This is a genomic window from Myroides sp. TSA_177.3, assembly GCF_052691955.1.
Map to the genome: position 1 here is coordinate 149,809 of NZ_JBQZGD010000006.1, position 25,659 is coordinate 175,467.

General features: G+C 34.4%; 17 protein-coding genes. 11 read left to right on the top strand and 6 right to left on the bottom strand.

Annotation, left to right across the window (positions count from 1 at the left end; all coding sequences use genetic code 11):
- Nucleotide 1: 1 nt before the first annotated feature.
- Entirely contained in the window at nt 2-1,519 is a 1,518-nt protein-coding gene (locus tag ACUTSE_RS08310) for an HAL/PAL/TAL family ammonia-lyase (protein WP_002988636.1), read from the bottom strand.
- Between the two features lie 104 nt (nt 1,520-1,623).
- On the opposite strand from ACUTSE_RS08310, the gene ACUTSE_RS08315 reads away from it, so the two are divergent.
- The 6 genes from ACUTSE_RS08315 (at nt 1,624) to ACUTSE_RS08340 (ending at nt 12,887) form a co-directional block, all read left to right on the top strand.
- On the top strand, nt 1,624-2,859 hold the full coding sequence (locus ACUTSE_RS08315) for an NAD(P)/FAD-dependent oxidoreductase (protein WP_002988637.1): 1,236 nt from the start codon (nt 1,624-1,626) through the stop codon (nt 2,857-2,859).
- 2,562 nt (nt 2,860-5,421) lie between these two features.
- The gene (gene ybeY / locus ACUTSE_RS08320) at nt 5,422-5,841 is read left to right on the top strand and encodes an rRNA maturation RNase YbeY (RefSeq protein WP_445639872.1); all 420 of its coding nucleotides are present in this window, start codon (nt 5,422-5,424) and stop codon (nt 5,839-5,841) included.
- A gap of 19 nt (nt 5,842-5,860) precedes the next feature.
- A complete protein-coding gene (gene mnmG, locus ACUTSE_RS08325; protein ID WP_002988643.1) occupies nt 5,861-7,738 on the top strand; it encodes a tRNA uridine-5-carboxymethylaminomethyl(34) synthesis enzyme MnmG in 1,878 nt (625 codons plus the stop codon).
- Between the two features lie 1,048 nt (nt 7,739-8,786).
- Nucleotides 8,787-9,638 (top strand): class I SAM-dependent methyltransferase, encoded by an 852-nt coding sequence (locus ACUTSE_RS08330; protein ID WP_445639873.1) that lies wholly within the window; start codon nt 8,787-8,789, stop codon nt 9,636-9,638.
- A gap of 268 nt (nt 9,639-9,906) precedes the next feature.
- On the top strand, nt 9,907-10,506 hold the full coding sequence (locus ACUTSE_RS08335) for an OmpH family outer membrane protein (protein WP_002988652.1): 600 nt from the start codon (nt 9,907-9,909) through the stop codon (nt 10,504-10,506).
- A gap of 95 nt (nt 10,507-10,601) precedes the next feature.
- On the top strand, nt 10,602-12,887 hold the full coding sequence (locus ACUTSE_RS08340) for a helix-turn-helix domain-containing protein (protein ID WP_445639874.1): 2,286 nt from the start codon (nt 10,602-10,604) through the stop codon (nt 12,885-12,887).
- Nucleotides 12,888-12,892: 5 nt separating this feature from the next.
- On the opposite strand, the gene ACUTSE_RS08345 is transcribed toward ACUTSE_RS08340, so the two are convergent.
- Nucleotides 12,893-14,041: a DNA polymerase III subunit gene (locus tag ACUTSE_RS08345; RefSeq protein ID WP_445639875.1), complete on the bottom strand. Its 1,149-nt coding sequence runs from the start codon at nt 14,039-14,041 to the stop codon at nt 12,893-12,895.
- A gap of 325 nt (nt 14,042-14,366) precedes the next feature.
- On the opposite strand from ACUTSE_RS08345, the gene ACUTSE_RS08350 reads away from it, so the two are divergent.
- From ACUTSE_RS08350 to ACUTSE_RS08360, 3 genes are all read left to right on the top strand, one after another.
- A complete protein-coding gene (locus ACUTSE_RS08350; protein WP_445639876.1) occupies nt 14,367-15,557 on the top strand; it encodes a phosphoglycerate kinase in 1,191 nt (396 codons plus the stop codon).
- A 56-nt stretch (nt 15,558-15,613) separates the two neighbouring features.
- A complete protein-coding gene (locus ACUTSE_RS08355; protein ID WP_445639877.1) occupies nt 15,614-17,107 on the top strand; it encodes a transglycosylase SLT domain-containing protein in 1,494 nt (497 codons plus the stop codon).
- A gap of 68 nt (nt 17,108-17,175) precedes the next feature.
- Nucleotides 17,176-18,102, top strand: a complete 927-nt coding sequence (locus ACUTSE_RS08360; protein WP_445639878.1) for a DUF4837 family protein — start codon at nt 17,176-17,178, stop codon at nt 18,100-18,102.
- A 112-nt stretch (nt 18,103-18,214) separates the two neighbouring features.
- On the opposite strand, the gene rnpA is transcribed toward ACUTSE_RS08360, so the two are convergent.
- The 4 genes from rnpA to ACUTSE_RS08380 form a co-directional block, all read right to left on the bottom strand.
- A complete protein-coding gene (gene rnpA, locus ACUTSE_RS08365) occupies nt 18,215-18,628 on the bottom strand; it encodes a ribonuclease P protein component (RefSeq protein ID WP_445639879.1) in 414 nt (137 codons plus the stop codon).
- A gap of 93 nt (nt 18,629-18,721) precedes the next feature.
- Nucleotides 18,722-20,617: a M1 family metallopeptidase gene (locus tag ACUTSE_RS08370; protein WP_445639880.1), complete on the bottom strand. Its 1,896-nt coding sequence runs from the start codon at nt 20,615-20,617 to the stop codon at nt 18,722-18,724.
- Nucleotides 20,618-20,700: 83 nt separating this feature from the next.
- Complete coding sequence (locus tag ACUTSE_RS08375; protein WP_445639881.1) at nt 20,701-22,314, bottom strand: S8 family peptidase; 1,614 nt, start codon at nt 22,312-22,314, stop codon at nt 20,701-20,703.
- Nucleotides 22,315-22,387: 73 nt separating this feature from the next.
- Nucleotides 22,388-23,248: an MBL fold metallo-hydrolase gene (locus tag ACUTSE_RS08380; RefSeq protein ID WP_445639882.1), complete on the bottom strand. Its 861-nt coding sequence runs from the start codon at nt 23,246-23,248 to the stop codon at nt 22,388-22,390.
- A gap of 519 nt (nt 23,249-23,767) precedes the next feature.
- On the opposite strand from ACUTSE_RS08380, the gene ACUTSE_RS08385 reads away from it, so the two are divergent.
- Both ACUTSE_RS08385 and sufB read left to right on the top strand, forming a co-directional pair.
- Nucleotides 23,768-24,097: a HesB/IscA family protein gene (locus ACUTSE_RS08385; protein ID WP_002988683.1), complete on the top strand. Its 330-nt coding sequence runs from the start codon at nt 23,768-23,770 to the stop codon at nt 24,095-24,097.
- An 87-nt stretch (nt 24,098-24,184) separates the two neighbouring features.
- Complete coding sequence (gene sufB / locus ACUTSE_RS08390) at nt 24,185-25,633, top strand: Fe-S cluster assembly protein SufB (protein ID WP_002988686.1); 1,449 nt, start codon at nt 24,185-24,187, stop codon at nt 25,631-25,633.
- Nucleotides 25,634-25,659 lie beyond the last annotated feature (26 nt).

The following is a 25,659-nucleotide window of genomic DNA, read 5'->3' on the forward strand; positions in this document are numbered from 1 at the left end:
ATTAAGATTTTAAGTATTCTTTAATCTGCTGTAAGTACGGATATAAGGCTTGATCATCTGAAAATTCAGGGATAATCTGACGAATGTCCGTATACCATTTTTTGGTTGTTTCAGAAACCTTATCCTTATAAGCTAAAGCATCAATGGCTTGTACTAAAGTTAATATTTCAATAGCCATAACCTCAAAACTATTCTCAATTAACTTATCACACAAGACCGCTGCATTCGTTCCCATACTCACAATATCTTGATTATCATTGTTATTTGGGATACTGTGAATGTACATCGACGTAGCTAATGCTTGACATTCTGCAGTAGTAGAAGTAGCTGTAAATTGCGCTCCTTGCATACCAAAGTTAAATCCTAATTTTCCAAGATTTACAAAAGGCGGCAATAATTCATTAATTTTAGCATTTAGCAAATAATTCAATTGGCGTTCTGCTAACATCGTCAAACGTGTAACCACCAATTTTAATTTATCCATTTCCAACGAAATATAATCGCCATGGAAATTTCCACCGTGATATACCTGCTGACTCTTAACGTCAATGACTGGATTATCATTGGCTGAATTCATTTCATTTTCAAGAACTTTTCCAACTTCTTGAATGGTATCATATATAGGACCTAAAATTTGAGGAATACAACGAATAGAGTAATACTCCTGTACTTTATCTTTGAAGATTTCTTCTTGATTTGTACCATTATATAGGTGTTCCTCTCTTTTTTTAATCAACTGACTATCTTGTAAATTTTGGCGCATCTGCTGGGCAATATGTTGTTGTCCTTTGTGCAATTTAGCCTCATTTAATTCAGCAGATAAGTGATCGTCATAAGCAGCTACTAGTTCATTGATGGCACAAGCTATTTTCACCGACCAATCCAATAAAATATGAGCTTTGTTCCAATTTAAAATACCAATACCCGTCATGACTGAAGTACCATTCATTAGAGAAATTCCCTCGCGGATACTGATGCGCATTGGAGTTACCTTTTCAAGTTCAAATACTTCCTTTGTACTTCTGCGTTCCCCTTTGTAAAAAACTTCTCCTTCTCCTATTAATACCAAAGCTAAATGAGCCAATTGAACCAAATCTCCACTTGCTCCAACTCCACCATGTGCGAAAATTAGAGGCGTAATTTCTTTATTCAATAACGTTCTCATTAACTCAATAACCTCCAAATTAATTCCAGAATAACCTAAAGAAAGCGAATTCAAACGCGCTAAAATTGCAGCTCGAACTTGCTCAACGCTCAATGGATTTCCAATTCCAGAAGAGTGGCTTCGAATTAAATTATATTGTAGTGCAACACATTCTTCATCTTTAATACGATATTGGGCCATAGGACCAAATCCTGTATTTACACCGTAGATTACTTTATTTTTCGCATAATCTTTTAAAAAGTTAAAACTTTCATCTACTCGCTCTTTTAGTGCTGGAGCTAATACTAATTCTTGTTCAGCCTTTAGATATTCTACGAAATTTTCTAAAGATAAGAAACCATTCAACGTGTTCATTAACTTGGTATATTAGTTATATTTGTATCATAATTTTATGCTCATTCATTTTGTGCATAAAACTGAGGCAAATTTAATACTATTAACATAATAAATAGCAAACAATGTCAATTGAAAATGTCGATGTTCTAATAATTGGAGCAGGTCCATCTGGAAGTGTTGCAGGCAGTTACTTACACAAAATGGGGGTAAATGTTAAAATTGTAGAAAAAACAAAGTTTCCTAGAATTGTTGTAGGGGAAAGCTTAATTCCTCGCGTTATGGATCATTTTGAAGCTGCAGATTTGCTACCTGCATTAAATACCTACAATTTTCAACCAAAACCTGGGGCGCGATTTATTCGAGGAAAAGAAATCTGTATTTTTGACTTTAGCGATAAATTTTCTACAGGTTGGGACTGGACTTGGCAAATTCCACGTGCTGATTTTGACAAAGCTATTACAGATGAAATGCAGCGCAAAGGCATCGATATTCAATTTGAAACAGAAGTAACCCAAGTGGAATTTGAAGGGACAGATTCAATAACGACCATTCAAAACATAGACGGAAAAGAATCTCAGATTCGCGCTAAATTTCTAATTGACGCTAGCGGATATGGGCGTGTTTTACCGCGTATGCTTCACTTAGATGCAGCCTCAAAATTAAGTCCACACTCTGCCATTTTCAGTCATATTATAGATGAACGAAGACCTGATGGAGTGGAAGGAACGCAAATTTCTTTTGATATATTAGAAACCAAAGTATGGCTTTGGGTCATTCCTTTTTCAAATGGAAAAACAAGTGTGGGAATTGTAGGACCTACAGATTATATTGAAAAATTAGGCGATACATCAACAGAGGCATTGCAAAATGCCATTAACTTATCTGATTTTTATATCAATCGCTTTGGTGGATTGCCTTTCGATTTCGAGCCTAAAAAGCTATCGAATTACTCTACTAGTGTATCTAAAATGTTTGGTGAAGGTTATGTATTAACTGGAAATAGTACAGAATTTTTAGATCCTGTTTTCTCATCTGGCGTTTGTTTTGCGACTGAATCAGGCATGCTTGCAGCTAAATTAGCGATTCGAACACTACAGGGAGAAGCGGTAGATTGGCAAACTGAATATGCCGATTATATGAATGAAGGAATTGACGTTTTCACCACGTATATTCAAGAATGGTATACTGGAAACTTACAAGAATTATTCTTCCACCAACCTGAAAATGCCGATGTAAAACGCAAAATTTGTTCTGTTTTGGCCGGTTATGTTTGGGATAAATCCAATCCATTTGTCTTAAAACACAACAGTGTTATTCGCAATATGGCCCACTTAATTAAGATGGAAAAAGGCATTTAATTGCCTATTACAATACTATATTATAGCAAAGCCTTATCTGATTGATAAGGCTTTTTTTTATTTTTTCTTCGGTCAAATTAGATCTAATTCATGTCTTTCAATCAACTTGAGGCGTCCGATTATTATGATCTATAAACACTAAATATAGTCTTATACCTTCTCCTATTTTTACCCTTTTCTCCTAAGTATAAAATCAAAATAGTAGTCTAATACAACATGATTTTATAGTATTTTTTCCTCTTTTAAAAGAACTTATTTTCTCAAAAAACAAGCACATTTTTAAAAAAAATACAACCTATACTCCTTCTTTATAAGTACTAAAAATAGCCTTTATTTTTCTGTTTTTTCATTGACAAAAAGCACTTTTTACCCCCTTACTTTTACCCCAATTAATCGAAATAATTGCGCTTAAAATTTCATATTTGATGCCCAAAAAACACGACTATAAGCACCTAATTTTTCTGTTTTTATTTTCTTATTCCAGGTGTTTTTTACTGTTATCAAGCGAAAAAATACCATCCTGTTCCCTAGAGGAGCTAAAATCCTAAAAGTGAAAATATATTAATAAATAGCTGATTTACAATGTACTAACACTTATCAACAGGGTTCTTTTTTAAAGAGGCTAATTCGCTGATTATGAAGGAAAACTAAATGAACAGTTTTTGTTGATAAGTATGGAAAGAATAGAATAAGTATTTTTTGTTTAGTTGAAATAAATTACAATACAGCATGAAATAGGAACTATGCAAATTTATTTTTTAGATTCTATTAGCTAGATATCCATACTCAATTCACCACTTATCAACAGAAATACACACCCTAAGTTATATTAAACAGGCTGTTGATAACGGTTATTAACCGTGTTAATAAGATAGCTATTGAGCTATATTAAAGCGATTTAAGAAATGATAACCTGTTAATAAGTTTTTATAAGTCAAATCTGCAAATTCTGGCTTAAAAGTTATTGTACATATTAACAAACAATATAATAGAGAAGATTTTTTTAAATTTTTAAAAAGATTTTAATTCTATTATTTATAGTGTTGATAACGTTGATAAGTCTGAATTTTTCTTCTTTGTTATTTTTGAGTGTTGAATTGCCTTTTTTGTGGTTTTTGAAGGAGTAATTTTTTTTTGCTCGCCCTGAGCTTTGCGTATAATTTTTTTCCTGTCCTGGAGATTGAAATATGAAAAATAGAAAGAAGATTTTTTTGTGTTTTTATTTTTTCAAATGCGTTGTAGTTTGCTTAAAAATAATTGTCTTTCCTATGGCTGGAAATATTGAAAATGTAGAGGGATTTTTAAATTGATGGAATAGAAAATTTCGTCCTGTATTTTGTGTATACATTTACATCCAATACTTGGAATTAAATACTAAAAATAGAAGCGGTTTATTTTTGGAATGTTTTTCTTTTTTTCGTTTGATTTATTTTTTGGAGGGCTTGTATTTTGATTAGAAATTTTCTTCTGAGTATTTGGTTGAAATACTAAAAGTAAAAGCAGTCGAATTTATTTAGTCATCTTATTTTTTGCTTTTGATTTATTTTTTTGAGGTCTTGTATTTCGCTTATATATTTTCTTTTCGAACTTGGGTTGAAATACTAAAAGTAGAAGCAGTCAAATTTTGTTATCTATCTTCTTGTTCTTTTTTGTTTGTTTTATTGAACGCTTGTATTTCGCTTATTTATTTTTTTCTTGGACTTGGGGTGAAATACTAAAAGTAGAAGCGGTCAAATTTGTTTAGGCCTCTTGTTTTTTGCTTTTGATTTATTTTTTTGATGGTTTGTATTTTGCTTATACTTTTTCTTCTTTATCTTCGGTTGAAATACGCGAATTAGAAAGAGAACATTTTCTAATTCGGATCTACAGCACTTTTTGAATATTTTTTGTAGTTCTTGTATTTTGCTTATTTATTTTTTTCTTTGACTTCATTCCAAATAATGAAAATAGGAGAGGAGCTGTTTTAGAATTTATATTTGTTGTAGCCTTTTGGTTTTTATTGATCTTTTGTAATTGACGTATAAAATTTTTTCTTGAAGGTTGATTGAAATATTGAAAGCATAGCGAGAAGTTTTTTTATTCTACTGCTCTCGTTTTTCGATTTGTTTTTTTTTACCCGCTTGTATTTTGCGTATATTTTTTTTACTGAGACTTGACACAGAATATTAAAATTGTGACTGAAACCTTAGTGAAAATTTGTTCGTAATTTCAAAACCCTTTTTCTTCCTACTGGGGTTTATTGTTGTATCTTTGAAAGATACTTTTTAAAAGAAACGCCTGTATTTTGTGTATATGAAAATCGGAATTACTTTTTTCTTTTTACGCAAACTACAAGACGTTGTTTGTTCTAATTTCTTGGTTTAAGGCTTAGCATTTTAGAACCCAGGAAATCTTTACGGTTTTTTAGCCGTTTAGTAGTGTTTAAGTTCTTATAGAACCAAATAGGGGTAAAGGGATGCTATTTTTTTTAAAATCGCTCTTTCTATTTAGGAATGTTTTTAGATTTCAGTGTATTACTGTTTTGATTTTCATCGTACCTTTGCCTGATATTTAGATTTTTATATGATAACTTTTAATTACGAACTAGATTTTTCACTCCATCAAGAGGAACAATATGAAGCGTGGATTGAGTCCATTATTGCTTCGGAAGGTTTTTTAACGGGGGAAATCAACTATATTTTTTGTACAGATGAATACTTGCATGATATCAATGTTAAGTATTTGGATCACGACACACTTACTGATATAATTAGTTTCGATTACACTGAAAATCAGGTAGTTGGAGGTGATATTTTTATTAGTATTGAGCGTGTAAAAGATAATGCTGCTGATTTTGAGGTAGCATTTGATGTTGAATTGCTTCGCGTTATGGCGCATGGTGTACTTCATTATTGTGGGTATAAAGATAAAGGGGAAGAAGACGAAGCTTTAATGCGTCAAAAAGAAGAAGAAAAGATGAAAATGTTCCACGTGGAACAATAATTGACTAGATTTTTTAAGAATGAGTATTTTTCAAGATATATATGATGTAATTGTTGTTGGTGGTGGACATGCCGGTTCCGAGGCAGCAGCAGCAGCAGCGAATATGGGATCAAAAACCCTTTTGATCACCATGAGCTTGCAGAATATCGCTCAGATGTCTTGTAATCCTGCCATGGGTGGAATTGCTAAAGGACAAATCGTACGTGAAATCGACGCATTGGGTGGATATTCAGGAATCGTGTCTGATCAGACAGCGATTCAATTTAAAATGCTGAATAAATCCAAAGGGCCAGCGATGTGGTCGCCACGTGTGCAATCAGATCGTATGCGTTTTTCTGAAACTTGGCGCTTAATGTTAGAGGGGACTCCGAACTTGGATTTTTACCAAGATATGGTAAAATCGTTGTTGGTGAATAACCATAAAATTGAAGGTGTCGTGACAAGTTTAGGCTTAACCATCAAAGCGAAGACTGTAATTTTGACGAATGGAACTTTCCTAAATGGGTTAATTCATATCGGTGAAAAGCAATTTGGAGGGGGTAGAGCAGGAGAAGGAGCCGCTTTTGGTATTACAGAAGATTTAGTAAAACTTGGTTTTACAGCAGGACGTATGAAGACAGGAACGCCTCCACGTGTGGATGGACGCTCGTTAGATTATTCAAAAATGGAAGTTCAAGGCGGTGATGTGAACCCTTCGAAGTTCTCTTATATGGATGTTACATCGCCTTTAAAACAACAAAGAGACTGTTTTATGACGTATACTTCTGGAGAGGTTCACGATCTACTTCGTGAAGGTTTTGACCGTTCTCCGATGTTTACAGGACGTATAAAAAGTCTTGGCCCACGTTATTGTCCTTCGATTGAAGACAAGATAAATCGCTTTGCTGATAAAGAAAGACATCAGATTTTTGTGGAGCCAGAAGGATGGAATACATGCGAAATTTACGTGAATGGATTCTCTACTTCGCTTCCTGAAGATATCCAATTTAAGGCACTACGTGCAGTAGCAGGTTTTGAAAATGCGAAGATATTTAGACCAGGTTATGCTATCGAATATGACTATTTTCCACCTACACAATTGAAGCATACATTAGAAACAAAATTGGTGGATGGATTGTATTTTGCTGGTCAAATTAACGGTACAACTGGATACGAAGAAGCAGCTTCTCAAGGGTTGATGGCAGGTATAAATGCACACTTAAAAGTGCACGAAAAAGAGCCTTTAATCTTGAGAAGAGATGAAGCTTATATCGGAGTTTTGATTGATGATTTGATTACAAAAGGGACAGAAGAGCCTTATCGTATGTTTACTTCTCGAGCAGAATATCGTACTTTATTGCGTCAAGATAATGCCGATTTCCGATTGACACCGATGTCGTTTTCGATTGGTTTAGCTTCAGAAGAGCGCATGAGAAGAATGGAATATAAGCGTGAAGAGTCGGAAAAATTCGTTGAGTTTTTCAAAGAAACAAGCGTCAAAAAAGAAGAGGCAAACCCAATTTTAGAAGCGAAGGGATCCTCTTTAATGAGTCAACCGGATAAGATGTTTAAGGTATTTTCGCGTCCACAAATTGAATTAGAGGATATCCTTAAATTCAAAAAAGTGGAGGAGTATATTGCTGAAACAGGTATCGATCAGGAGGTAATTGAGCAGGCAGAAATCCAAGTTAAATATTCTGGATACATTGAAAAGGAAAAGAATAATGCGGACAAATTAACCCGTTTAGAGGACGTTAAAATACCAGAGAATTTTGATTATGATAAGATCGTTTCGCTGTCGTTTGAGTCCCGTGAGAAGTTCAAAAAGATTCGTCCAATAACGATCTCTCAAGCCTCACGTATAAGTGGAGTAACCCCGACAGACATATCAATTCTATTGATCCATATGGGGAGATAAGAAATAGAGTAAAGGATTAGATAAGGATTGTTCCACGTGGAACAATCCTTATTTTTTTGTTTAGTAGTATCAAATTAACCCCCATCTTTACAATCAATTACAGCGTTAGTTAAAGTAAAGAATCAAGTGAGAAAGTATTGTTATTCGCCTTCTAGGCTAGAAAAAGCCACATCTGTTATTAGGGTCTATCAAGAGATTTGAAAATTGAAAAATGATCCCGTAAGGGCGAATGGCAATTCGCCTCTTGATCTGAAAAATAAAATTTATTGGATGCAGTTTAGTTGAAGATTTGAAATTGAAAAACGACCCTGTAAGGGCAAAATTGTAATTCGCCCTTGATCTAAAAAATAAAATTTAAGAATGAAATTTAGCAGCAGATTTGAAATTGAAAAATGACCTCGTAAGAGCAAATTTCAATTCGCCTCTTGATCTGAAAAATAAAATTTAGGAATGAAATTTAGTAGCAGATTTAAAATTGAAAAATGACCTCGTAAGAGCAAATTGCAATTCGCCTCTTGATTTGAAAAATAAAATTCAAGGATGAAATTTAGCAGCAGATTTGAAATTGAAAAATGATCTCGTAAGGGCAAATTGTAATTTGCCCCTTGAGTTGAAAAATGAAATTTGTTGATGAATTTTTGCTGTAGATTTAAAATTGAAAAATGATCTCGTAAGGGCAAATTGTAATTCGCCCCTTGAGTTGAAAAATGAAATTTGTTGATGAAATTTTATTACCAATTTAAAATTGAAAAATGATCTCGTAAGGGCAAATTGTAATTTGCCCCTCGATCTGAAAAATGAAATTTGTTGATGAATTTTTGCTGTAGATTTAAAATTGAAAAATGATCCCGTAAGGGCAAATTGTAATTCGCCCCTTGAGTTGAAAAATAAAATTTATTGAAAGAAATTAGATCAAATATTAATTCGAAAAAGAAGGTGCTTGTGTAGTAATAAATTTTAAATTTGAAAAGTCGATGGCCGAGGATTTAAAAAAATTATTGACGCAGATAATCGAAAAATTGGAATTAGTTTGGATGAAATGAAAGACATGAATTTTACAAAAGACGAAAAATTTTTAGCGGTAAAAGATTACACCGTTTCTCAAGAAATATTTTCCTTATACTATAATCGTGCATATGATTTGTTGCTAACAGATCCGATTCCATCAAAAGAGATTTTAGGCAATTATTATCAAAGTGAAAATTATATTTCGCATACCGATGGAAAGCGAAATTTATTTGAACGTTTATATCAAGGAGTAAAAAAAATTGCTTTACGCAAAAAAGTAGATTTATTATTTAAACAAAATAATACAGTTGGATCACTTTTAGATATTGGATGTGGTACAGGAGATTTTTTGGTCGAAGCAAAAAAAAGAGGGTGGACGACAACAGGATTTGAACCCAATGATAAAGCAAGCGAATTAGCTACTAAAAAAGGAATAACAATCGCAAAACAATTGAGTGACCTGCCTGATCATTCTTTCGATGTGATTACCCTTTGGCATGTGTTAGAACATATCCCTAATTTAGAGGAGCAAATTATAGCGTTACGTCGTTTATTGAAACCAGAGGGCAAATTGATTTTAGCTGTTCCCAATTACAAATCATACGATGCGTTGTATTATAAAGAGTACTGGGCTGCTTTTGATGTACCTCGTCATATTTGGCATTTTTCACAAAAATCAATTGCTACTATTTTTTCGCAGTTTGATTTTAAAGTGGATGAATTACAACCCATGCTTTTTGATAGCTTTTATGTTTCCCTTTTATCTGAAGAATATAAAAATGGAAAGAAGAATTGGATCAAAGCATTTTTTGTTGGATTGCGTTCCAATGTAGAAGCAAGAAATTCGATGGAATATTCCTCTTTAATTTATTGTTTGTCAAAAACAGCATAGTTCCTTCACTTTTGGAGAAAAAAGTATAAAAAGGACTGATAAAAACTATTTTAAAGCGTTTTAAGACACTTTTTACCTAAGGGGTAAGTGTATATATAAAGAAAAAAAGATAATGGATGTATTTGAAGCTAAGAAATCCTGTTTTAATAGGTTTTATTTATGTAACTTGATTTGTATATAAGTATTATTTATTGTTAGATATAAATTGAAATAATGTAGTAAACATTAAAAGTTTTTTTAATTTTACATGTTTTTAAAAAAATCAAAAATGAAAAAAGGTATTTTCGTATTAGGATTAGCGGGATTGTTAGTTTCTTGTAACAACAATGCAAACACTGCTGCTACAACAGAATTTAAAACTGCGTATATTGATTCTTCTAAATTAATGACAGAATATCAAGAGGTAAAAGATATTGAATCAAAATACAAAATAAAATCTGAAGAGAAAGGGAAAGCTTTCGAAGGAGAAATTGCACAATTTCAACGTGAGGTTCAAAGCTTCCAAACCAATGCTGCTGAAAAAGGTCAAGCATGGGCTCAACAAAAAGGTGGTGAGTTACAACGTAGAGAGCAACAGTTACAAGTTAAGCAACAAACTATTTTCCAAGAGTTACAAGCTGAAAGTACAAAAGAGATGGATTCTATCGTGAAGAAAGTAAAATCTCACATTGCTGACTATGCAAAGAAAAAGAACTTAGATTATGTATTTAATACAGAAGAGGCTTCTACTGTGATTTACGGTAAAGACGAGTATAATATCACAGAAGATATTATCAAAGAATTAAATGCAAAATACCAAGGTTCAGCAGCAGCTAGTACAGTAGATGGTAAAAAAGAAGCGACTCCTGCAGTAAAAGAAGAAAAATAATTATAGTTAATTACATATAGTATTCAAATAGTCCTAAGTATTCTTGGGACTATTTTTATTTTTAAACCAATTTTAGTTTTATCTTACCTCAAAAAATGGAAAATTTTTCTAGAGAAGCCACGTATGTTTTACAGTTTATCAACGAGACCAAACAGTCCATTTTTTTAACTGGAAAAGCGGGGACAGGTAAAACCACGTTGTTGAAAGAGATTGTCAATAGCACTCATAAAAATACCGTTATTGTTGCACCTACCGGCATTGCAGCGTTGAATGCAGGTGGTGTTACCATCCATTCTTTTTTCCATTTTCCGTTGGCTGCATTTATTCCAGATGCTGTTAATCCGCCAATTTTTAGTGAATATGTCAAGTTTGAAAATCGCGTTTCAATTAAGAAGCATTTTCGAATGAGCAATATGCGTCGATCTCTTTTTCTCAATTTAGAATTGCTTATTGTCGATGAAGTGAGTATGTTACGTGCAGATGTGTTAGATGCGATGGATTTTATGCTGCAGACTATTCGACGAAACAATAAGCCTTTTGGAGGTGTTCAGCTGTTGTTTATTGGAGATTTACTACAATTACCTCCAGTGGTAAAAAACGAAGAATGGGAAGTTTTACGTCGTTATTACGAAGGATCTTACTTTTTTCATTCCAATGTTATTCAAGGTAATCCACCGTTGTATATCGAATTGGATAAAGTATATCGTCAATCCGATGATGCGTTTATTCAAATTTTGAATAACCTGAGAAATAATACCATCACACCAGCTAATTTACAAGTGCTTAATCAATATGTTAATCCAACTTTTGATCAGCAAAAAACAGCAGGATATATTACATTAACAACCCATAATGCTAAAGCAGATACGATTAATTCAGATTCGCTAGAGGCATTAGAAGCAAAACCCTATACTTTTCAAGCCGAAGTTGTAGGTGAATTTCCAACGAATATTTATCCCATTGAAAATCAGTTGCAATTGAAAGTAGGAGCACAAGTTATTTTTATAAAAAATGATTTGTCCTTTGAGAAGAAGTATTACAATGGCAAGATGGGGATTGTTCAAAAATTGAGTCCAAGTGAAATTTACGTCAAGTTTCCGGAGGAGAATCAAGTGATAGAAGTAGAGCGTTATGAATGGCAAAACATTCGCTACAAAGTCAATCCGAATACAAAAGAAATCGAAGAAGAACTTTTGGGAACCTTCACCCATTACCCTTTAAAATTGGCCTGGGCGATTACCGTGCACAAAAGTCAGGGATTAACCTTCGAAAAAGCGATTTTAGACGTTTCTAAGGTGTTTTTGCCAGGGCAGGCTTATGTTGCCTTATCTCGATTGAAATCGCTGCAAGGATTGGTTCTTTTGACACCTATTCAGATGAATGGACTAAAGAACGACTACGATGTCATGCAATACGCCAAAAACAAGGCCGATAAAGAAACATTAGAAGAAGAAATACACAAGCAGACTTTGCTTTTCTTAGAAGAGCGACTGCAAGAAGCTTTTTCTTGGAAGGGATTGAGTCAAAATTGGCGCAATCACTTGTATTCGTATAATGACGAAGCCGAGCGAAGCAAGAAGAGCGAATTTAAGAGTTGGACGTTGAAAATTGTTCAAACCCTTGAAGAATTAGTTGTGCTAGCGGATAAATTTATCATCCAATTAAAGCGCCTTTTTCTGGAACCCACAGTGGATATTAATTTTGTAAAAGAACGAGTAGATAAAGCTTATGCCTATTTTTTCCCAACTTTAGACCACGTGGTGTTTGAATTGTTATTTACCATGGCTCAAGTGAGAGGTAAAAGACAAATGAAAACGTTTTTTACGGAATTAGAAGCTTTAGAAGATCAAACAATTAAAGCTGTTTTAGATGTAAAAAAAGCCAAACAAATTGTTGATTTGGTAATCAAAAAGGAGCGTCTAACCAAAGAGAATTTAAGAAGTTTAGAGGTAGGGGAGTATCGAATTAATCACCTTACCCATATTGCTTCTCTTTTACGTACAAGTCGTTTGGATCTACAGGATGATTATGATTTAATTGAAGACTTAAAGACCAAAGACAAGGAAAAGAAAGAAAAAAAGAAAAGTACTTTTGCTATTACGTATGAGTTGTGGATGGATGGATTACGTGTTGATGCTATTGCACAAGAGCGCAAGTTAACACCAACAACTATTTTTTCGCATTTAGCTAAATTGATTTCGGATGGTAAGATTCAATTGAATGAAGTGCTAGATCAAGACAAAATAGAGCGATTACAGCAAGTATTTACCGCACATGAAGGCAAACCTCTTGCGGAAATAAAAAATGCTTCAAATAACGAATTTACTTGGGAAGAATTAAAATTATACCAACGTACAATACCAGATAGCGAAACAGAGTAGTTTCGCTATTTTTTGTGGATTAAACGCGTTAATTTGATAGATAAGTCAGTGAAAATCATTTTGCTGTTTCCGTTGCGCTCAATGTGGTACATCGCTTGAGATAGCTCTTCAAAAATCTCATCAATATTGGCTCCATTGACAAAAGGAGCAAAATTTTCTAACTTAAATTTATCTACTGACGTTTGATAATATACTAGATTAGGTGACTGATAATTGTATAAAAGCGCTTGCCTAAATAGTTCAATGCAAAATTCTAAAAACTGCTTTTGTTGCTCTCTTCCTAAGGTTGCTAAATCTTCGCTCCACTCAATTAAGTCCTTAATTACCGCGGCGTTGCCTTTTGCTCGAAAAGCAGCACGTACCCAAGTAACGAATTTTTGTTCAAAATCAGCAGAGTCAGCAGCATTGGAAACCAACTGTAAAGCTTTGTTGTAGTTACCTTGTGCTTGACGTGAAAGTAATGCAGCTTGTTGTGCATCACAATGCTGATTAGCTACAAGTGCTTGTTCTATTTCAACGCTGTTTAGGGCGTTAAAACGCAATAATTGACAACGCGATAAAATCGTTTGAAGAATGGACTGCTCATTTTCGGCAATCAAAATAAAAATAGTTTTGGCAGGCGGTTCTTCCAGAATCTTTAAAATCTTATTGGAAGCCTCTGTATTGAGTTTATCAGCCATCCAAATAATCATAATTTTATATCCTCCTTCATAGGATTTTAAAGCTAGTTTTTTCAGAATTTCACCCGCTTCATCTACACCAATTTGCCCTTGTTTATTTTGAATATCAATGTGGTTATACCAATCAAAAAGACTGCCATAAGGGTTTGCTTTTAGAAACGTTCTCCACTGTTCTGCAAATTTATCACTTGTTGGATGTTTGGTTACCTCACTTGTAGTAGCTACAGGATAAACAAAGTGTAAATCAGGGTGCATTAAGGCATTGAATTTGATGTTACAACTTTCGTTTCCACCGGTGTTTTCACCTCCCGTATTTTTACAAAGTAAATACTGTGCATAGGCAATTGCCATAGCTAATGTTCCTGTTCCTTCTTGTCCAATAAACAATTGAGCATGAGGAATTCGACCTGTGCTAGCACTTTGAAGTAAGTGATTCTTGATGTGGTTTTGACCAACGATTTCTGAAAATAACATAATGCAAATATAAACGATTTCTTTGGGTATGAGTAAGTCAAAAAAAAGAAAACTTTACGAGTATTTACTGGGTACTATGCTAACTTGATTTGGATTAGGTTTGAATTAAGTGGGGATGAAGTTAGAGAAAAAGCCCATTTTTTGAGGTTGATTCAAAGAAGAGTGGGAGGTGATTCGAACAAAGTAGTTTCTTTCGGTAGAAAATATTCCATAATTGATGCATAAAAAAAGGAAAGGGTATAGAATAATCAAAAATAAACGTCCATTGGATTTTAAAAAGATTTATATTTGCGTTAATCAGAACATATTTTAGAAAAATACAATTATGAAAACAATTGATAATGTGAATTTTAAAAATAAAAAAGTATTAATTCGCGTTGATTTTAATGTACCTTTAAATGAGGCCTTTGAAGTAACAGATACCAATCGTATCGAAGCTGCAAAACCGACAATTGAAAAGGTAGTAAACGATGGAGGAGTGGCTATATTAGTTTCTCATTTAGGTCGTCCAAAAGGAGAAAAAAATGATGCCTTTTCCCTGCGCCATATTGTTGCAAAAACAGAAGAGGTACTAGGTGCTAAAGTTACATTTGTTGCTGATTGTATTGGTGAAACAGTAAAAACTGCGGTAGAGCATAGTCAACCTGGAGACATTATTTTATTAGAAAACTTGCGTTTTTACGCGGAAGAAGAAAAAGGAGATGAGCAATTTGCAGCTGCATTAGCTTCAATTGCTGATTTCTATATTAATGATGCTTTTGGTACTGCACACCGTGCACATGCTTCTACAACGATTGTAGCTAAATTTTTCCCGAACGATAAGTGTTTTGGCTATTTATTAGCTAAAGAAATTGAAAGTATTGACAAGGTTTTGAATAGTTCTGAAAAACCAGTTACTGCTATTTTAGGTGGTTCAAAAGTTTCTTCTAAAATTACCATTATCGAAAATATCTTAGATAAAGTAGATCATATGATTATTGGAGGAGGAATGGCCTTTACTTTCGTTAAAGCCTTAGGTGGAAGTATTGGAAATTCACTTTGTGAAGATGATAAATTAGAATTGGCAATGCGCATTATGGAACAAGCGAAAGCGAAAAATGTTCAAATTCACTTGCCAATTGACGTAGTAGCTGCGGATGCATTTGCTGCAGATGCAAATACGCAAATCGTGGATGTTAATGCAATTCCAGCTGGATGGCAAGGACTAGATGTAGGTCCTGAGACATTAGCTAGCTTGAAAAAAGTGATTTTAGATTCAAAAATCATTCTTTGGAATGGACCGTTAGGGGTATTTGAGATGGATAAATTTGCCAATGGAACCATTGAACTAGGAAACTTCATTGCTGAAGCTACTAAAAATGGAACATTCTCTTTAGTAGGAGGTGGAGATTCTGTTGCAGCGGTTAAGCAATTTGGTTTAGCTCCAAAAATGAGTTATGTATCGACTGGAGGAGGAGCTATGTTAGAAATGTTAGAAGGACAAATATTGCCTGGTATCAAAGCAATACAAGAATAATATCTTAGGGTATAGCTACGGGATGTGGCTATACCCTATTTTCAAAATATAAAATTATGAATTACAAAGGAGTAGCGTTATCCCTCTTTAGCCTATTATCTTTTACGTTAAGTGCACAAGAACAAACAGAAGGAATTGAATTAAGAAGTAAAGAATTAGATCCACAAGTGTATTTGGATTCGATTAAAGCAAGTTTTGTTAATCATTCTACTAGCGAACGCATCGAGAAGCTTTGGCTAGATGAATTGATCAATCAAGATTTGTTTGATGAGATGAGCGAAGACTTGACAAGCGATGAATTCTTTAATGATGAAGACGGTGAATGGGATGGATTAACAACGGCAGTCTTAAAAGAAAGATTGGCGTTGATGAATGAAAAAACACCCTTTAATGTGGAGTATAATGAATCTTTAGAACGCCTAATTAAATCGTTTTTAAAGAAAAGAAAGAAGTCATTTGAGCGTCTATTAGGACTTTCAGAGTACTATTTCCCCATGTTTGAGGAACAATTAGCTAAGAATAATATTCCATTGGAAGTTAAGTATTTAGCTATTGTAGAATCTGCTTTAAATCCAAAAGCAGTTTCTCATATGGGAGCTACGGGTTTATGGCAATTTATGTATGCTACTGGTAAACAGTATAATTTAGAAGTTTCTTCGTTTAAAGATGATCGCATCGATCCTTTAAAATCTTCAGAAGCAGCAGCTAAATTCTTAGGCGATTTATACAAGATTTTTGGCGATTGGGATTTGGTATTGGCTTCTTATAATGCCGGACCAGGTAACGTATCTAAAGCAATTCGCCGTTCAAATGGTTTGACGAATTACTGGAATATTCGACCAAATTTACCACGTGAAACACAAAATTATCTGCCTGCTTTTTATGCAACCATGTATATTTTTGAATATGCCAAAGAACATGGAATAAAAGCTAATGCTAATATCCCAATGAAATTAGTTCAAACGGATACAGTAGCAGTAAAACGCATGATGAGTTTTGATCAAATTTCAAAGTTATTAGATGTTAGTCAGGAAGAATTAGAGTTCTTGAATCCGACATATAAACTGAAAGTGGTTCCTTATTCTTCTAGTGAATTGCATTTTTTGCGTTTGCCTTTAGATAAAGCTGGAATGTTAGTTTCAAATGAAGAAAAAATTTACGCTTATGTAGATTTTGAGGAGGATCGCAAAGAAAAACCAAATTATGATATTGCCATTGCGCAAACTTCTGGAGTTCGCAATAAATATCACACCATTAGAAAAGGTGAAAGTGTGGGCGTTATCGCTAAAAAATACGGATTATCTATCGTTGAATTAAAGCGTTTAAATAACATGAAAACGAATGTTATTTATCCGGGTAAAAAGTTGGTGGTAGGTAAATCTACGGTTGCACAAGCATCTACTAGTGGCTATTATGTGGTTAAAAAAGGTGATTCACTTTATTCAATCAGTAAAAATTTACCTGGTGTAACTATTTCGAAATTAAAAGCGCTGAATAATATGAGCGATAATTCGATGTTGCAACCTGGTATGAAGTTGAGAATTAATTAAGTCATTTATTGAAACAGATCTTATTTTATATTAGTTGTTTTGTGTTTTGCATGGGCTGTAAAAATCCCATGCAAAAAGAGGACGTGCGAACTCCTTCACAAGGACAAATAAATCAAGTTTTGTTAGTTATGGACGACGATTTGTGGTTGAGTGATGTAGGAGATACGATTCGCAATTATCTAGCGGCAGGAATCGATGGCATTATTCCCGCAGAACCTCGATTTGATTTAGATCAGCAGTCTCCAGGTATTTTCGGCAATACAGCAAAAAATAGAAAGAATATTGTGTACGTTTCTATACGTGAAAAGAAAACTAATTTTGAATTGATTGTGGATCAATATGCACAACCTCAGAGTTACTTTTTAATTGAAGGAACGGATAACAAGAGTATTATTGCTACCTTTTTGAAATATAAAGATTCAATTATCGACCGATTTCACCAACAAGAAATTGTCGATATTCAACAGCGTATCAAAGAAGGATCATTATATGAAACGGTGCTGTTACACGATAGATATCATATCGATATCGACTTACCTGCTTCGTATAAACGAGTTTTAGTCGATGATAATTTTGTCTGGTATAAAAAGGAAATAGCCTCAGGAAATAGCAACATTTTGGTATATAGTTTACCCTTTGAAGTGGTTAAGCCTTATACAAATCAAAGAGAGTTTGTACTAGATATGGATTATTTGAGAGATTCGATTGTAGGAAAGTACATTCACTCTTCAGAACCAGAAACCTTTATGAATATGAGTGTGGACTTTGAGCCCTTTCATAAAATCATTCAACCTAAAGGTTTGGAAGTTACAGAAATAAAAGGGACGTGGGATATGGAGAATAGCTTTATGAGTGGTCCTTATCTCACCTATATCGTCAAAAAAGAAGGGTATTATCTTATAATAGAAGGATTTACGTATAATCCCTCCATGAGTAAGCGCAATGTGATGCTGGAATTGGAAGCTATTATGGGAACATTAAAAATAGTTCAATAAAAAAAGCCGAGATATTTCTCGGCTTTTTTTATATTATATAAATTAAATAGGGCGATTTAAGCCTTTTAAATAATCACAAATCACATTGAGCTGTTTGTAAATAGAAAGTCGATTAAATCGCTTGATTATCACTTTCTGTAGGGGTTGTTTGTTGTTGTTTGATAAACTTTTCAAATAACCCTTTCATCTTGTGCTCTACTTCTTGGTAATTTAAACGATCCTTGGTTTGATAAAAGAGCATCATCGCAAACTTCTTATCCATCTGATCAACGAGAAGGTGTTTGTTTTTGCGGTAGGTTTCTCGAAGTAAACGCTTGTAATAATTGCGGTCAACTGCCTTTTTAAAATAGCGTTTGGATACAGATACGCCCGTTTGAAATTGCGGAACTCCCTCTTCATCCACTTCAATATACACCAAGCGAAGGGGATATTTACTAACAGATTTACCTGTTATAAATAATTCATCTATAAGCCTTTTTGCTTTTAGTTTTTCTTCCCTTGGATAAGTTTCGTTTTGTTTTGTCATAGGTTGTGCAAAGGTAGAAAAGGAAAACGATATGTATAAAAAAAGTCCTAGAATATTTCTAGGACCTTCTTTTGTTTGGTATCAAACAACGCTTTAATTGTTGTGGTACACGTTGTTTTCTTGGTTGACATCAGCCATAAACTGACTAGGATCGATTAAAATAGTTTTAATCGTGCTTTTTGGTTTATTGATGATGAATTTATATTCTGGTTGTGCCCAACCCCAACCTTCTAAAATAGTGCGCTCATATTCTACATACTGATTGGGTTTATTCCAATGCATTGAAGTATATGGCACATAGAATGTTTCCATTGAACCATCTTGGTAGGTTACTAAGATATCCAAAGGCATACCTGCACGTCCAATGCGTTTTAAAGTAACTAAGGATTGATTTTTCTGAATTTCCTCTACAAACAACACTGCATAATCAACAGTATTTGTTGTCATCGTCCAATCTGTCATATACCAATCCAAATTTGCCCCTGTTAAACGCTCTGCTGTGCGCTTGAAGTCATTTGGTGTTGGATGAGTAAACTTATAGTCACGGTAAAACTCTTGAAGGGTTTTCATCATATTATCCCAACCAATGATATAAGCCAATTGAGTCAAGAAAATAGAACCACGACTATACGCTGATATCGAATATGCTCTATTCGTTAAGTAATGATCAGAATGCGTCGTTAAAGGCTCTTGAATATTACGGGCTATCATGTTGTAATAGCTTTTGTACGTTGAAGCAAAAGGATTATCATCTTCTAAATCCTTTTTTGGAAGGATTTGCAACATCGCTAAATCTGAGATAAAGGTAGTAAATCCTTCATCCATCCATTCGTGTTTCGTTTCATTCGTAGCCAAGGTATGTTGAAACCAGCTATGTGCAAGTTCGTGTGCTGTTACCCCCACTAAACTTGGAAAATTGCGTTCTCCAGTAATTAACGTACACATTGAGTATTCCATACCACCGTCACCCCCTTGAATTACGGAATATTGTGAATACGGATATTCTCCTACATTCTTGTTGAAAAAATCCATCAACTGAGCCGTAACAGGTTGTAAATTCTTCCAATTCTCAAGAATTGCTGGATTATTCTTGTATAAGAAATGTAATTTTACACCATTTGGGCCATCGTAAATATCGTGGATGTAATTAGGATCTGCTGCCCAAGTAAAATCCAATACATTCTCAGCTTTAAAATGCCAAGTCAATGTTTTGCCTTTAGTCGTTGGTACAGTTACTCCAGCATCTTGGTATCCATGTCCGATTTCATTGTTATTTTGCAAGATTCCCGTTCCTCCAACTGTATAGTCTTTATCCAGGGTAATTTTTACATCATAATCGCTCCAAACACTGTGAAATTCTCTTCCTAAATACTGTTCCGTATGCCAGCCTTCGAAGTCGTATTCCGCTAATTTAGGGAACCATTGTGCCATAGATAAGGCAACACCTTCTTTGCTATTGCGTCCAGCACGACGAACCATTTGTGGAACTTGACCATCGAAAGTTAAATCTAATACAGTCGTTTGGTGAGGAGGTAAAGGCGTGTTTAACGTCACTTCTAATACCGTTCCAACTACTTTACTTTCAATTGGGGAACCATCTTGCGCTAGTTTTTTTACTTTCACAAAACCAATCTCATTCTCTTTGAGTTTATTGATTCTGCTTTCTGATATTTTTCTACCGCGGATTTCCTTTGTATCCACCATACGGGGATCTGGATCTGGAATACTCATTAACAAAGCATCCATATCGCTATTCGGTTGAAACGCATTGAAGTATAGGTGGTAAAAAATTTTGCGTAACGTATCAGGCGAATTATTGGTATACGCTACCGATTGTGTTCCTGTATACGTGAATTTTTTGACATCCATCTTAACATCCATGCTATAATCAGCATGTTGTTGCCAATACCCCGGATTAGGGTTCTGTTGTGCGTCAGCCTGATGAATAAAAGGCAAACAAAATAAGAAAGCTACAACTAATTTTTTCATATCGCTATTTAAATTAAAACTCCACAACAAAGAATAGCTAAGTTGTGGAGTATAGGATCATTTTTCTTTACAAATAGAAAAGATTATTTTTTTGCCTTAGCTAATTTTTCAGCTAAAAGTAAGGCATTGTATGCATTAACAAATTTTCCTGAAGTAGAAATTGAATTGAAGTTTCTCACTTCTCTTTTCTCTCCAACAATTACATTAATATTTACAGCTACACCTGAATCCATGATAATTTTTTTCACTTCAGCAGCTGTAAATTGTGGGTAGTAAGCTCTTAGTAAAGCAGCAACTCCAGCAACATTTGGCGATGCCATTGACGTTCCTTGTAAGTACTCATATGTATTGTGTGGTGTTGTAGCGTAGATTTTTACTCCAGGAGCAAAAACGTCTACGTCATAGTGTCCGTAGTTTGAGAACGTAGCCACCATATTTTCACCGAATTTTGGATTTAAAGCACCAACAACTAAGAAGTTGCTTGCTACTTCTGGACCCATTTTTACGTTGTCATTTGGATAGCGTTCTACACCACCTTCGATGTTTAAATCCATTGCATCATTTCCTGCTGCAACAACGATTAATACATCTTTAGATTCTGCATATTGAATTGCATCACGTACCCATTGGCTATTTTCTTCAAAGTATTTTCCGAAACTTCCATTGATTACTTTTGCACCATTATCTGCTGCATAGCGAATCGCTAATGCGATGTCTTTATCGTACTCATCTCCATCTGGAACTGCACGTAAAGCCATAATTTCAGCAACTTCTGAAGCAACACCATCTCCTCCTAAATTATTGTTTCTCGTTTGAGCAATAATTCCAGAAACGTGTGTTCCGTGTTTTGCCTCATCGCGATCTGGACCAATTACATCATTGTCTCCATATACGCGATCATTGATATTGCTATGGTCATCACCAACAAGTTCACGACCATTGTAATCTACGTTTAAGTGGTATTTTAATTTGCTATCTCCGTAGTTTTTGTATGTTTCTAACCAAGAAAGCTCACGACCATTGTTTAGAATGTTTGAAATTACTTTTTTAGAGTGCGTGATTTCTTCTGAAGCATCATCTCCAATTGCATTTAAATCTTCAATCGTATAGTCTTTCTTCCCTAAGAATGTAGCTAATCTTTCGTTAGCGCGCATTAACATGTCTGCTCTAACTTGGATTTCTTTCGCCTCTTGGATTTCTTTTGCAAGCTCTTTTACCGCTCTTTTGTATTGTTCTGATCCATCGTCTCCTCTTCGCACTACACGTACCATTTCTACATTTTCGTGTACTGATTTACCTAAGAAGTTCCATCCATGGATATCATCGATGTATCCATTTTTGTCATCGTCAATATTATTTCCAGCGATTTCTTTTGGATTAGTCCAAACTTGATCTTTCAAATCATCGTGATCAATTTCAATTCCAGAGTCAATAACTCCCACAACTACTTTTTTAGGAAGTGGTTTTCCTTTTAAAAGTTCTTCATATGCGCGATCAACTGACATTCCAGGTACAGTATCTCTTAAGATGTCTAAATGACTCCATCTTTTCAATTGTTCTTCTGGTAATGCACTCGTTCTTGTAGGTAATTGATCTACATCTGAAATTGGTTTTTGAATGATCGCTTTTGAGCCTCCACAGCTAGCTAAAGCAAATGCTAAGGCTGCAGAAAGATAAATTGGTTTAATCAAACGCATTGTTTTTGTTTTTTAATTTCGTTTAAGACCGATAAAAATAGTATATAATTGATTGAAAACGTTCGGCTTAACATTAAATTAAGATATCAGAAGCGTGAAGTATTTCATTTAATCGTACTCCTTTTTCGGTATGTTGTACTGTAATTATCTCGTTATGTGCATCATGTTCTAAGAATAACAGCCAATTTTCATCTGCTGCCATTTTTAAAAATTTTTCTTTTTCACTAAGCGTTAACAACGGACGCGTATCATAACCCATGACATATGGCAAGGGAATATGACCAGCTGTTGGTAATAAGTCGGCCGTAAAAGCTAACTTACGTCCTTTGTAATTTAAAATGGGAATCATTTGCTTATCGGTATGTCCATCTGCAAAAAAGATAGAAAAACCTAAATCAGTCTCTAACACTAAATCAGAATCGTTTCTTTCAATAAAATGAAGGGCACCACTTTCTTTAATGGGCAGAATATTTTCAGGTAAAAAAGACGCTTTTTCTCTTGGATTGGGTTGAGTGGCCCAATTCCAATGTTCTTCATTAGACCAATAACGCGCGTTTTTAAAGGCATTGACATAGCCTGTGCGAGTTGCATTCCAATTTACTGCTCCGCCAACGTGATCAAAATGCAAATGGGTTAAAAATACATCCGTAATATCATCAGGATGAAAACCGTGTTTTGCCAATGACTTTTCAAGTGTGTGATCTCCCCAAAGCGAATAATAACCAAAAAATTTATCTGATTGTTTGGTTCCCATTCCGGTGTCAATTAAAATTAATCGCTGGCCGTCTTCAATGAGTAATAAACGGGCACCTAAATCGATTTGATTATTTGAATCTGCAGGATTTGTTTTATTCCAAAGGGCTTTGGGTACTACGCCAAACATAGCTCCACCGTCTAGTTTAAAATTGCCACTTTCAATTTGATATAATTTCATGTCGTTTTCACTTTAACGCTAATAAGTGCAAAGTACTACATTTATGGAAAATATGGGCTGTTTTTGATGAACATCCTATCGATGTCTTTTTTTATTCGGTCTAAAAAATGTGAAAAGCGTATTTTTGCAGGTGAAATAAATGGCGTTTTTATCTGAAATAGGTCTAGTCATGTGCAAGAGAAAAGAAATACAAATAGAGAGAAAATGCGTTTCTTGGATTTGTTCAATCCTTTCTTTTATTTGTGTCTTGTTTATCCAAAATTAGATGCGAAATTTGTAACGAAAGCTTTTTAAATAGAAAAAGAATTTATTTGGACTATTAAACGGATTTTGATTTGGTAGTAAATTAGCTAATCTACTGCTTAATAAGTAATTAAAAATGGTTTACAACAATAGATTTTATTGATTTTAGTATTAAAACTTCTAATCGTTATAAATATGTTAGTTAGTGTTAGAAACCATTTTTTTATAATACCTTTGTCAATCGGTATAGAATTAATCTATTTTAAGTAACAACGTATGATAAAAGTTTCAGATATAGCAAGTAAACGCGTAGCTCTTTTGATGGAAGATGAAGGTTTTGATTCTACAAAAGATTACGTTCGCGTAGGGGTAGAAAGCGGAGGATGTTCCGGCTTATCGTACCAATTGAAATTTGACCACGGAACCACTGAAGACGACAAAGTTTTCGAAGATAATGGGGTTAAAATTGCTGTTGATAAAAAAAGCTTTTTGTATTTAGTAGGAACAACTCTTGAGTATTCAGGAGGGTTAAACGGAAAAGGTTTCTATTTTAACAACCCGAACGCAAGTAGAACTTGCGGATGTGGAGAAAGTTTTTCTTTATAGTACAGAAAGGGAGGATTAAGTTCTTCCCTTTTAACAAAGTAAAGTCTAATGTAGAAGCAGGTAATAATTGCTTTTAAGTACCAATATATGAGCAAGTATACAGAAGAAGATTTAAAAAAAGAATTAGAAGGTAAGGAGTATGAGTATGGATTCTATACAGATATAGAATCTGAAACATTCCCGATTGGATTGAATGAAGACATCATCAGAGCGATTTCTGCAAAGAAAGAAGAACCTGAATGGATGACAAACTGGAGATTAGAGTCTTTCCGTATCTGGAAAGAAATGACGGAACCGGAATGGGCCAACGTACACTATGAAAAACCAGATTTTCAAGCCATATCTTACTATTCAGCACCAAAAAGTAAAGACAAATACACAAGTTTAGATGAAGTGGATCCAGAATTATTGGAGACCTTCAATAAATTAGGTATCTCTATTGATGAGCAAAAACGTTTGTCTGGAGTTGCTATGGATATTGTAATGGATTCCGTTTCAGTCGCTACAACGTTTAAATCAACGTTAGCAGAAAAAGGAATTATATTCTGTTCTATTTCAGAAGCGATTAGAGAATATCCTGAATTAGTAAAACAATATTTAGGAACAGTAGTGCCACAAACAGATAACTTCTATGCGGCATTAAATTCAGCTGTTTTCTCTGATGGGTCATTCTGTTATATTCCAAAAGGCGTTCGTTGTCCGATGGAATTATCAACGTATTTCCGTATTAATCAAGCAGGAACAGGTCAGTTTGAGCGTACATTAGTTATTGCAGATGAAGGAAGTTATGTTTCTTATTTAGAAGGATGTACAGCGCCATCTCGTGATGAAAATCAATTGCACGCTGCTGTTGTTGAGTTAATTGCTTTGGATAATGCTGAAATTAAATATTCTACAGTACAAAACTGGTATCCTGGTGATAAAGAAGGAAAAGGTGGAGTTTTCAACTTCGTAACTAAACGAGGATTGTGCGAAACAAACGCTAAGATTTCTTGGACACAAGTAGAAACAGGATCAGCAGTAACTTGGAAGTATCCTTCTTGTATCTTGAAAGGAGATAATTCAGTTGGAGAGTTTTACTCTGTAGCGGTTACAAATAATTTCCAACAAGCGGATACCGGTACAAAAATGATTCACTTAGGTAAGAATACGAAATCGACGATTATATCGAAAGGTATTTCAGCTGGTAAATCTCAAAATAGTTATAGAGGTTTAGTACAAGTAGGCCCGCGTGCTGAAAATGCTAGAAACTTCTCTCAATGTGATTCGTTGTTAATGGGTAACGAATGTGGAGCTCATACCTTCCCTTACATTGAAGCGAGAAACTCAACGGCTCAAATTGAGCATGAGGCGACAACAAGTAAAATTGGGGAAGACCAAATTTTCTATTGCAACCAACGTGGAATTTCAACAGAGAAAGCTATTGCTTTGATTGTTAATGGTTTCTCTAAAGAGGTGTTGAATAAACTACCAATGGAATTTGCGGTTGAAGCACAAAAATTATTAGAGATTTCATTAGAAGGAAGTGTGGGGTAATCCACATCGCTTTAATGGAGGCATTC

What these genes read in the sequence shown, in the direction of transcription:
- ACUTSE_RS08310 (WP_002988636.1), bottom strand. Translation starts at nt 1,519, where the DNA reads ATGAACACGTTGAATGGTTTCTTATCTTTAGAAAATTTCGTAGAATAT.
- ACUTSE_RS08315 (WP_002988637.1), top strand. Translation starts at nt 1,624, where the DNA reads ATGTCAATTGAAAATGTCGATGTTCTAATAATTGGAGCAGGTCCATCT.
- ybeY (WP_445639872.1), top strand. Translation starts at nt 5,422, where the DNA reads ATGATAACTTTTAATTACGAACTAGATTTTTCACTCCATCAAGAGGAA.
- mnmG (WP_002988643.1), top strand. Translation starts at nt 5,861, where the DNA reads ATGAGTATTTTTCAAGATATATATGATGTAATTGTTGTTGGTGGTGGA.
- ACUTSE_RS08330 (WP_445639873.1), top strand. Translation starts at nt 8,787, where the DNA reads ATGAATTTTACAAAAGACGAAAAATTTTTAGCGGTAAAAGATTACACC.
- ACUTSE_RS08335 (WP_002988652.1), top strand. Translation starts at nt 9,907, where the DNA reads ATGAAAAAAGGTATTTTCGTATTAGGATTAGCGGGATTGTTAGTTTCT.
- ACUTSE_RS08340 (WP_445639874.1), top strand. Translation starts at nt 10,602, where the DNA reads ATGGAAAATTTTTCTAGAGAAGCCACGTATGTTTTACAGTTTATCAAC.
- ACUTSE_RS08345 (WP_445639875.1), bottom strand. Translation starts at nt 14,041, where the DNA reads ATGTTATTTTCAGAAATCGTTGGTCAAAACCACATCAAGAATCACTTA.
- ACUTSE_RS08350 (WP_445639876.1), top strand. Translation starts at nt 14,367, where the DNA reads ATGAAAACAATTGATAATGTGAATTTTAAAAATAAAAAAGTATTAATT.
- ACUTSE_RS08355 (WP_445639877.1), top strand. Translation starts at nt 15,614, where the DNA reads ATGAATTACAAAGGAGTAGCGTTATCCCTCTTTAGCCTATTATCTTTT.
- ACUTSE_RS08360 (WP_445639878.1), top strand. Translation starts at nt 17,176, where the DNA reads ATGCAAAAAGAGGACGTGCGAACTCCTTCACAAGGACAAATAAATCAA.
- rnpA (WP_445639879.1), bottom strand. Translation starts at nt 18,628, where the DNA reads ATGACAAAACAAAACGAAACTTATCCAAGGGAAGAAAAACTAAAAGCA.
- ACUTSE_RS08370 (WP_445639880.1), bottom strand. Translation starts at nt 20,617, where the DNA reads ATGAAAAAATTAGTTGTAGCTTTCTTATTTTGTTTGCCTTTTATTCAT.
- ACUTSE_RS08375 (WP_445639881.1), bottom strand. Translation starts at nt 22,314, where the DNA reads ATGCGTTTGATTAAACCAATTTATCTTTCTGCAGCCTTAGCATTTGCT.
- ACUTSE_RS08380 (WP_445639882.1), bottom strand. Translation starts at nt 23,248, where the DNA reads ATGAAATTATATCAAATTGAAAGTGGCAATTTTAAACTAGACGGTGGA.
- ACUTSE_RS08385 (WP_002988683.1), top strand. Translation starts at nt 23,768, where the DNA reads ATGATAAAAGTTTCAGATATAGCAAGTAAACGCGTAGCTCTTTTGATG.
- sufB (WP_002988686.1), top strand. Translation starts at nt 24,185, where the DNA reads ATGAGCAAGTATACAGAAGAAGATTTAAAAAAAGAATTAGAAGGTAAG.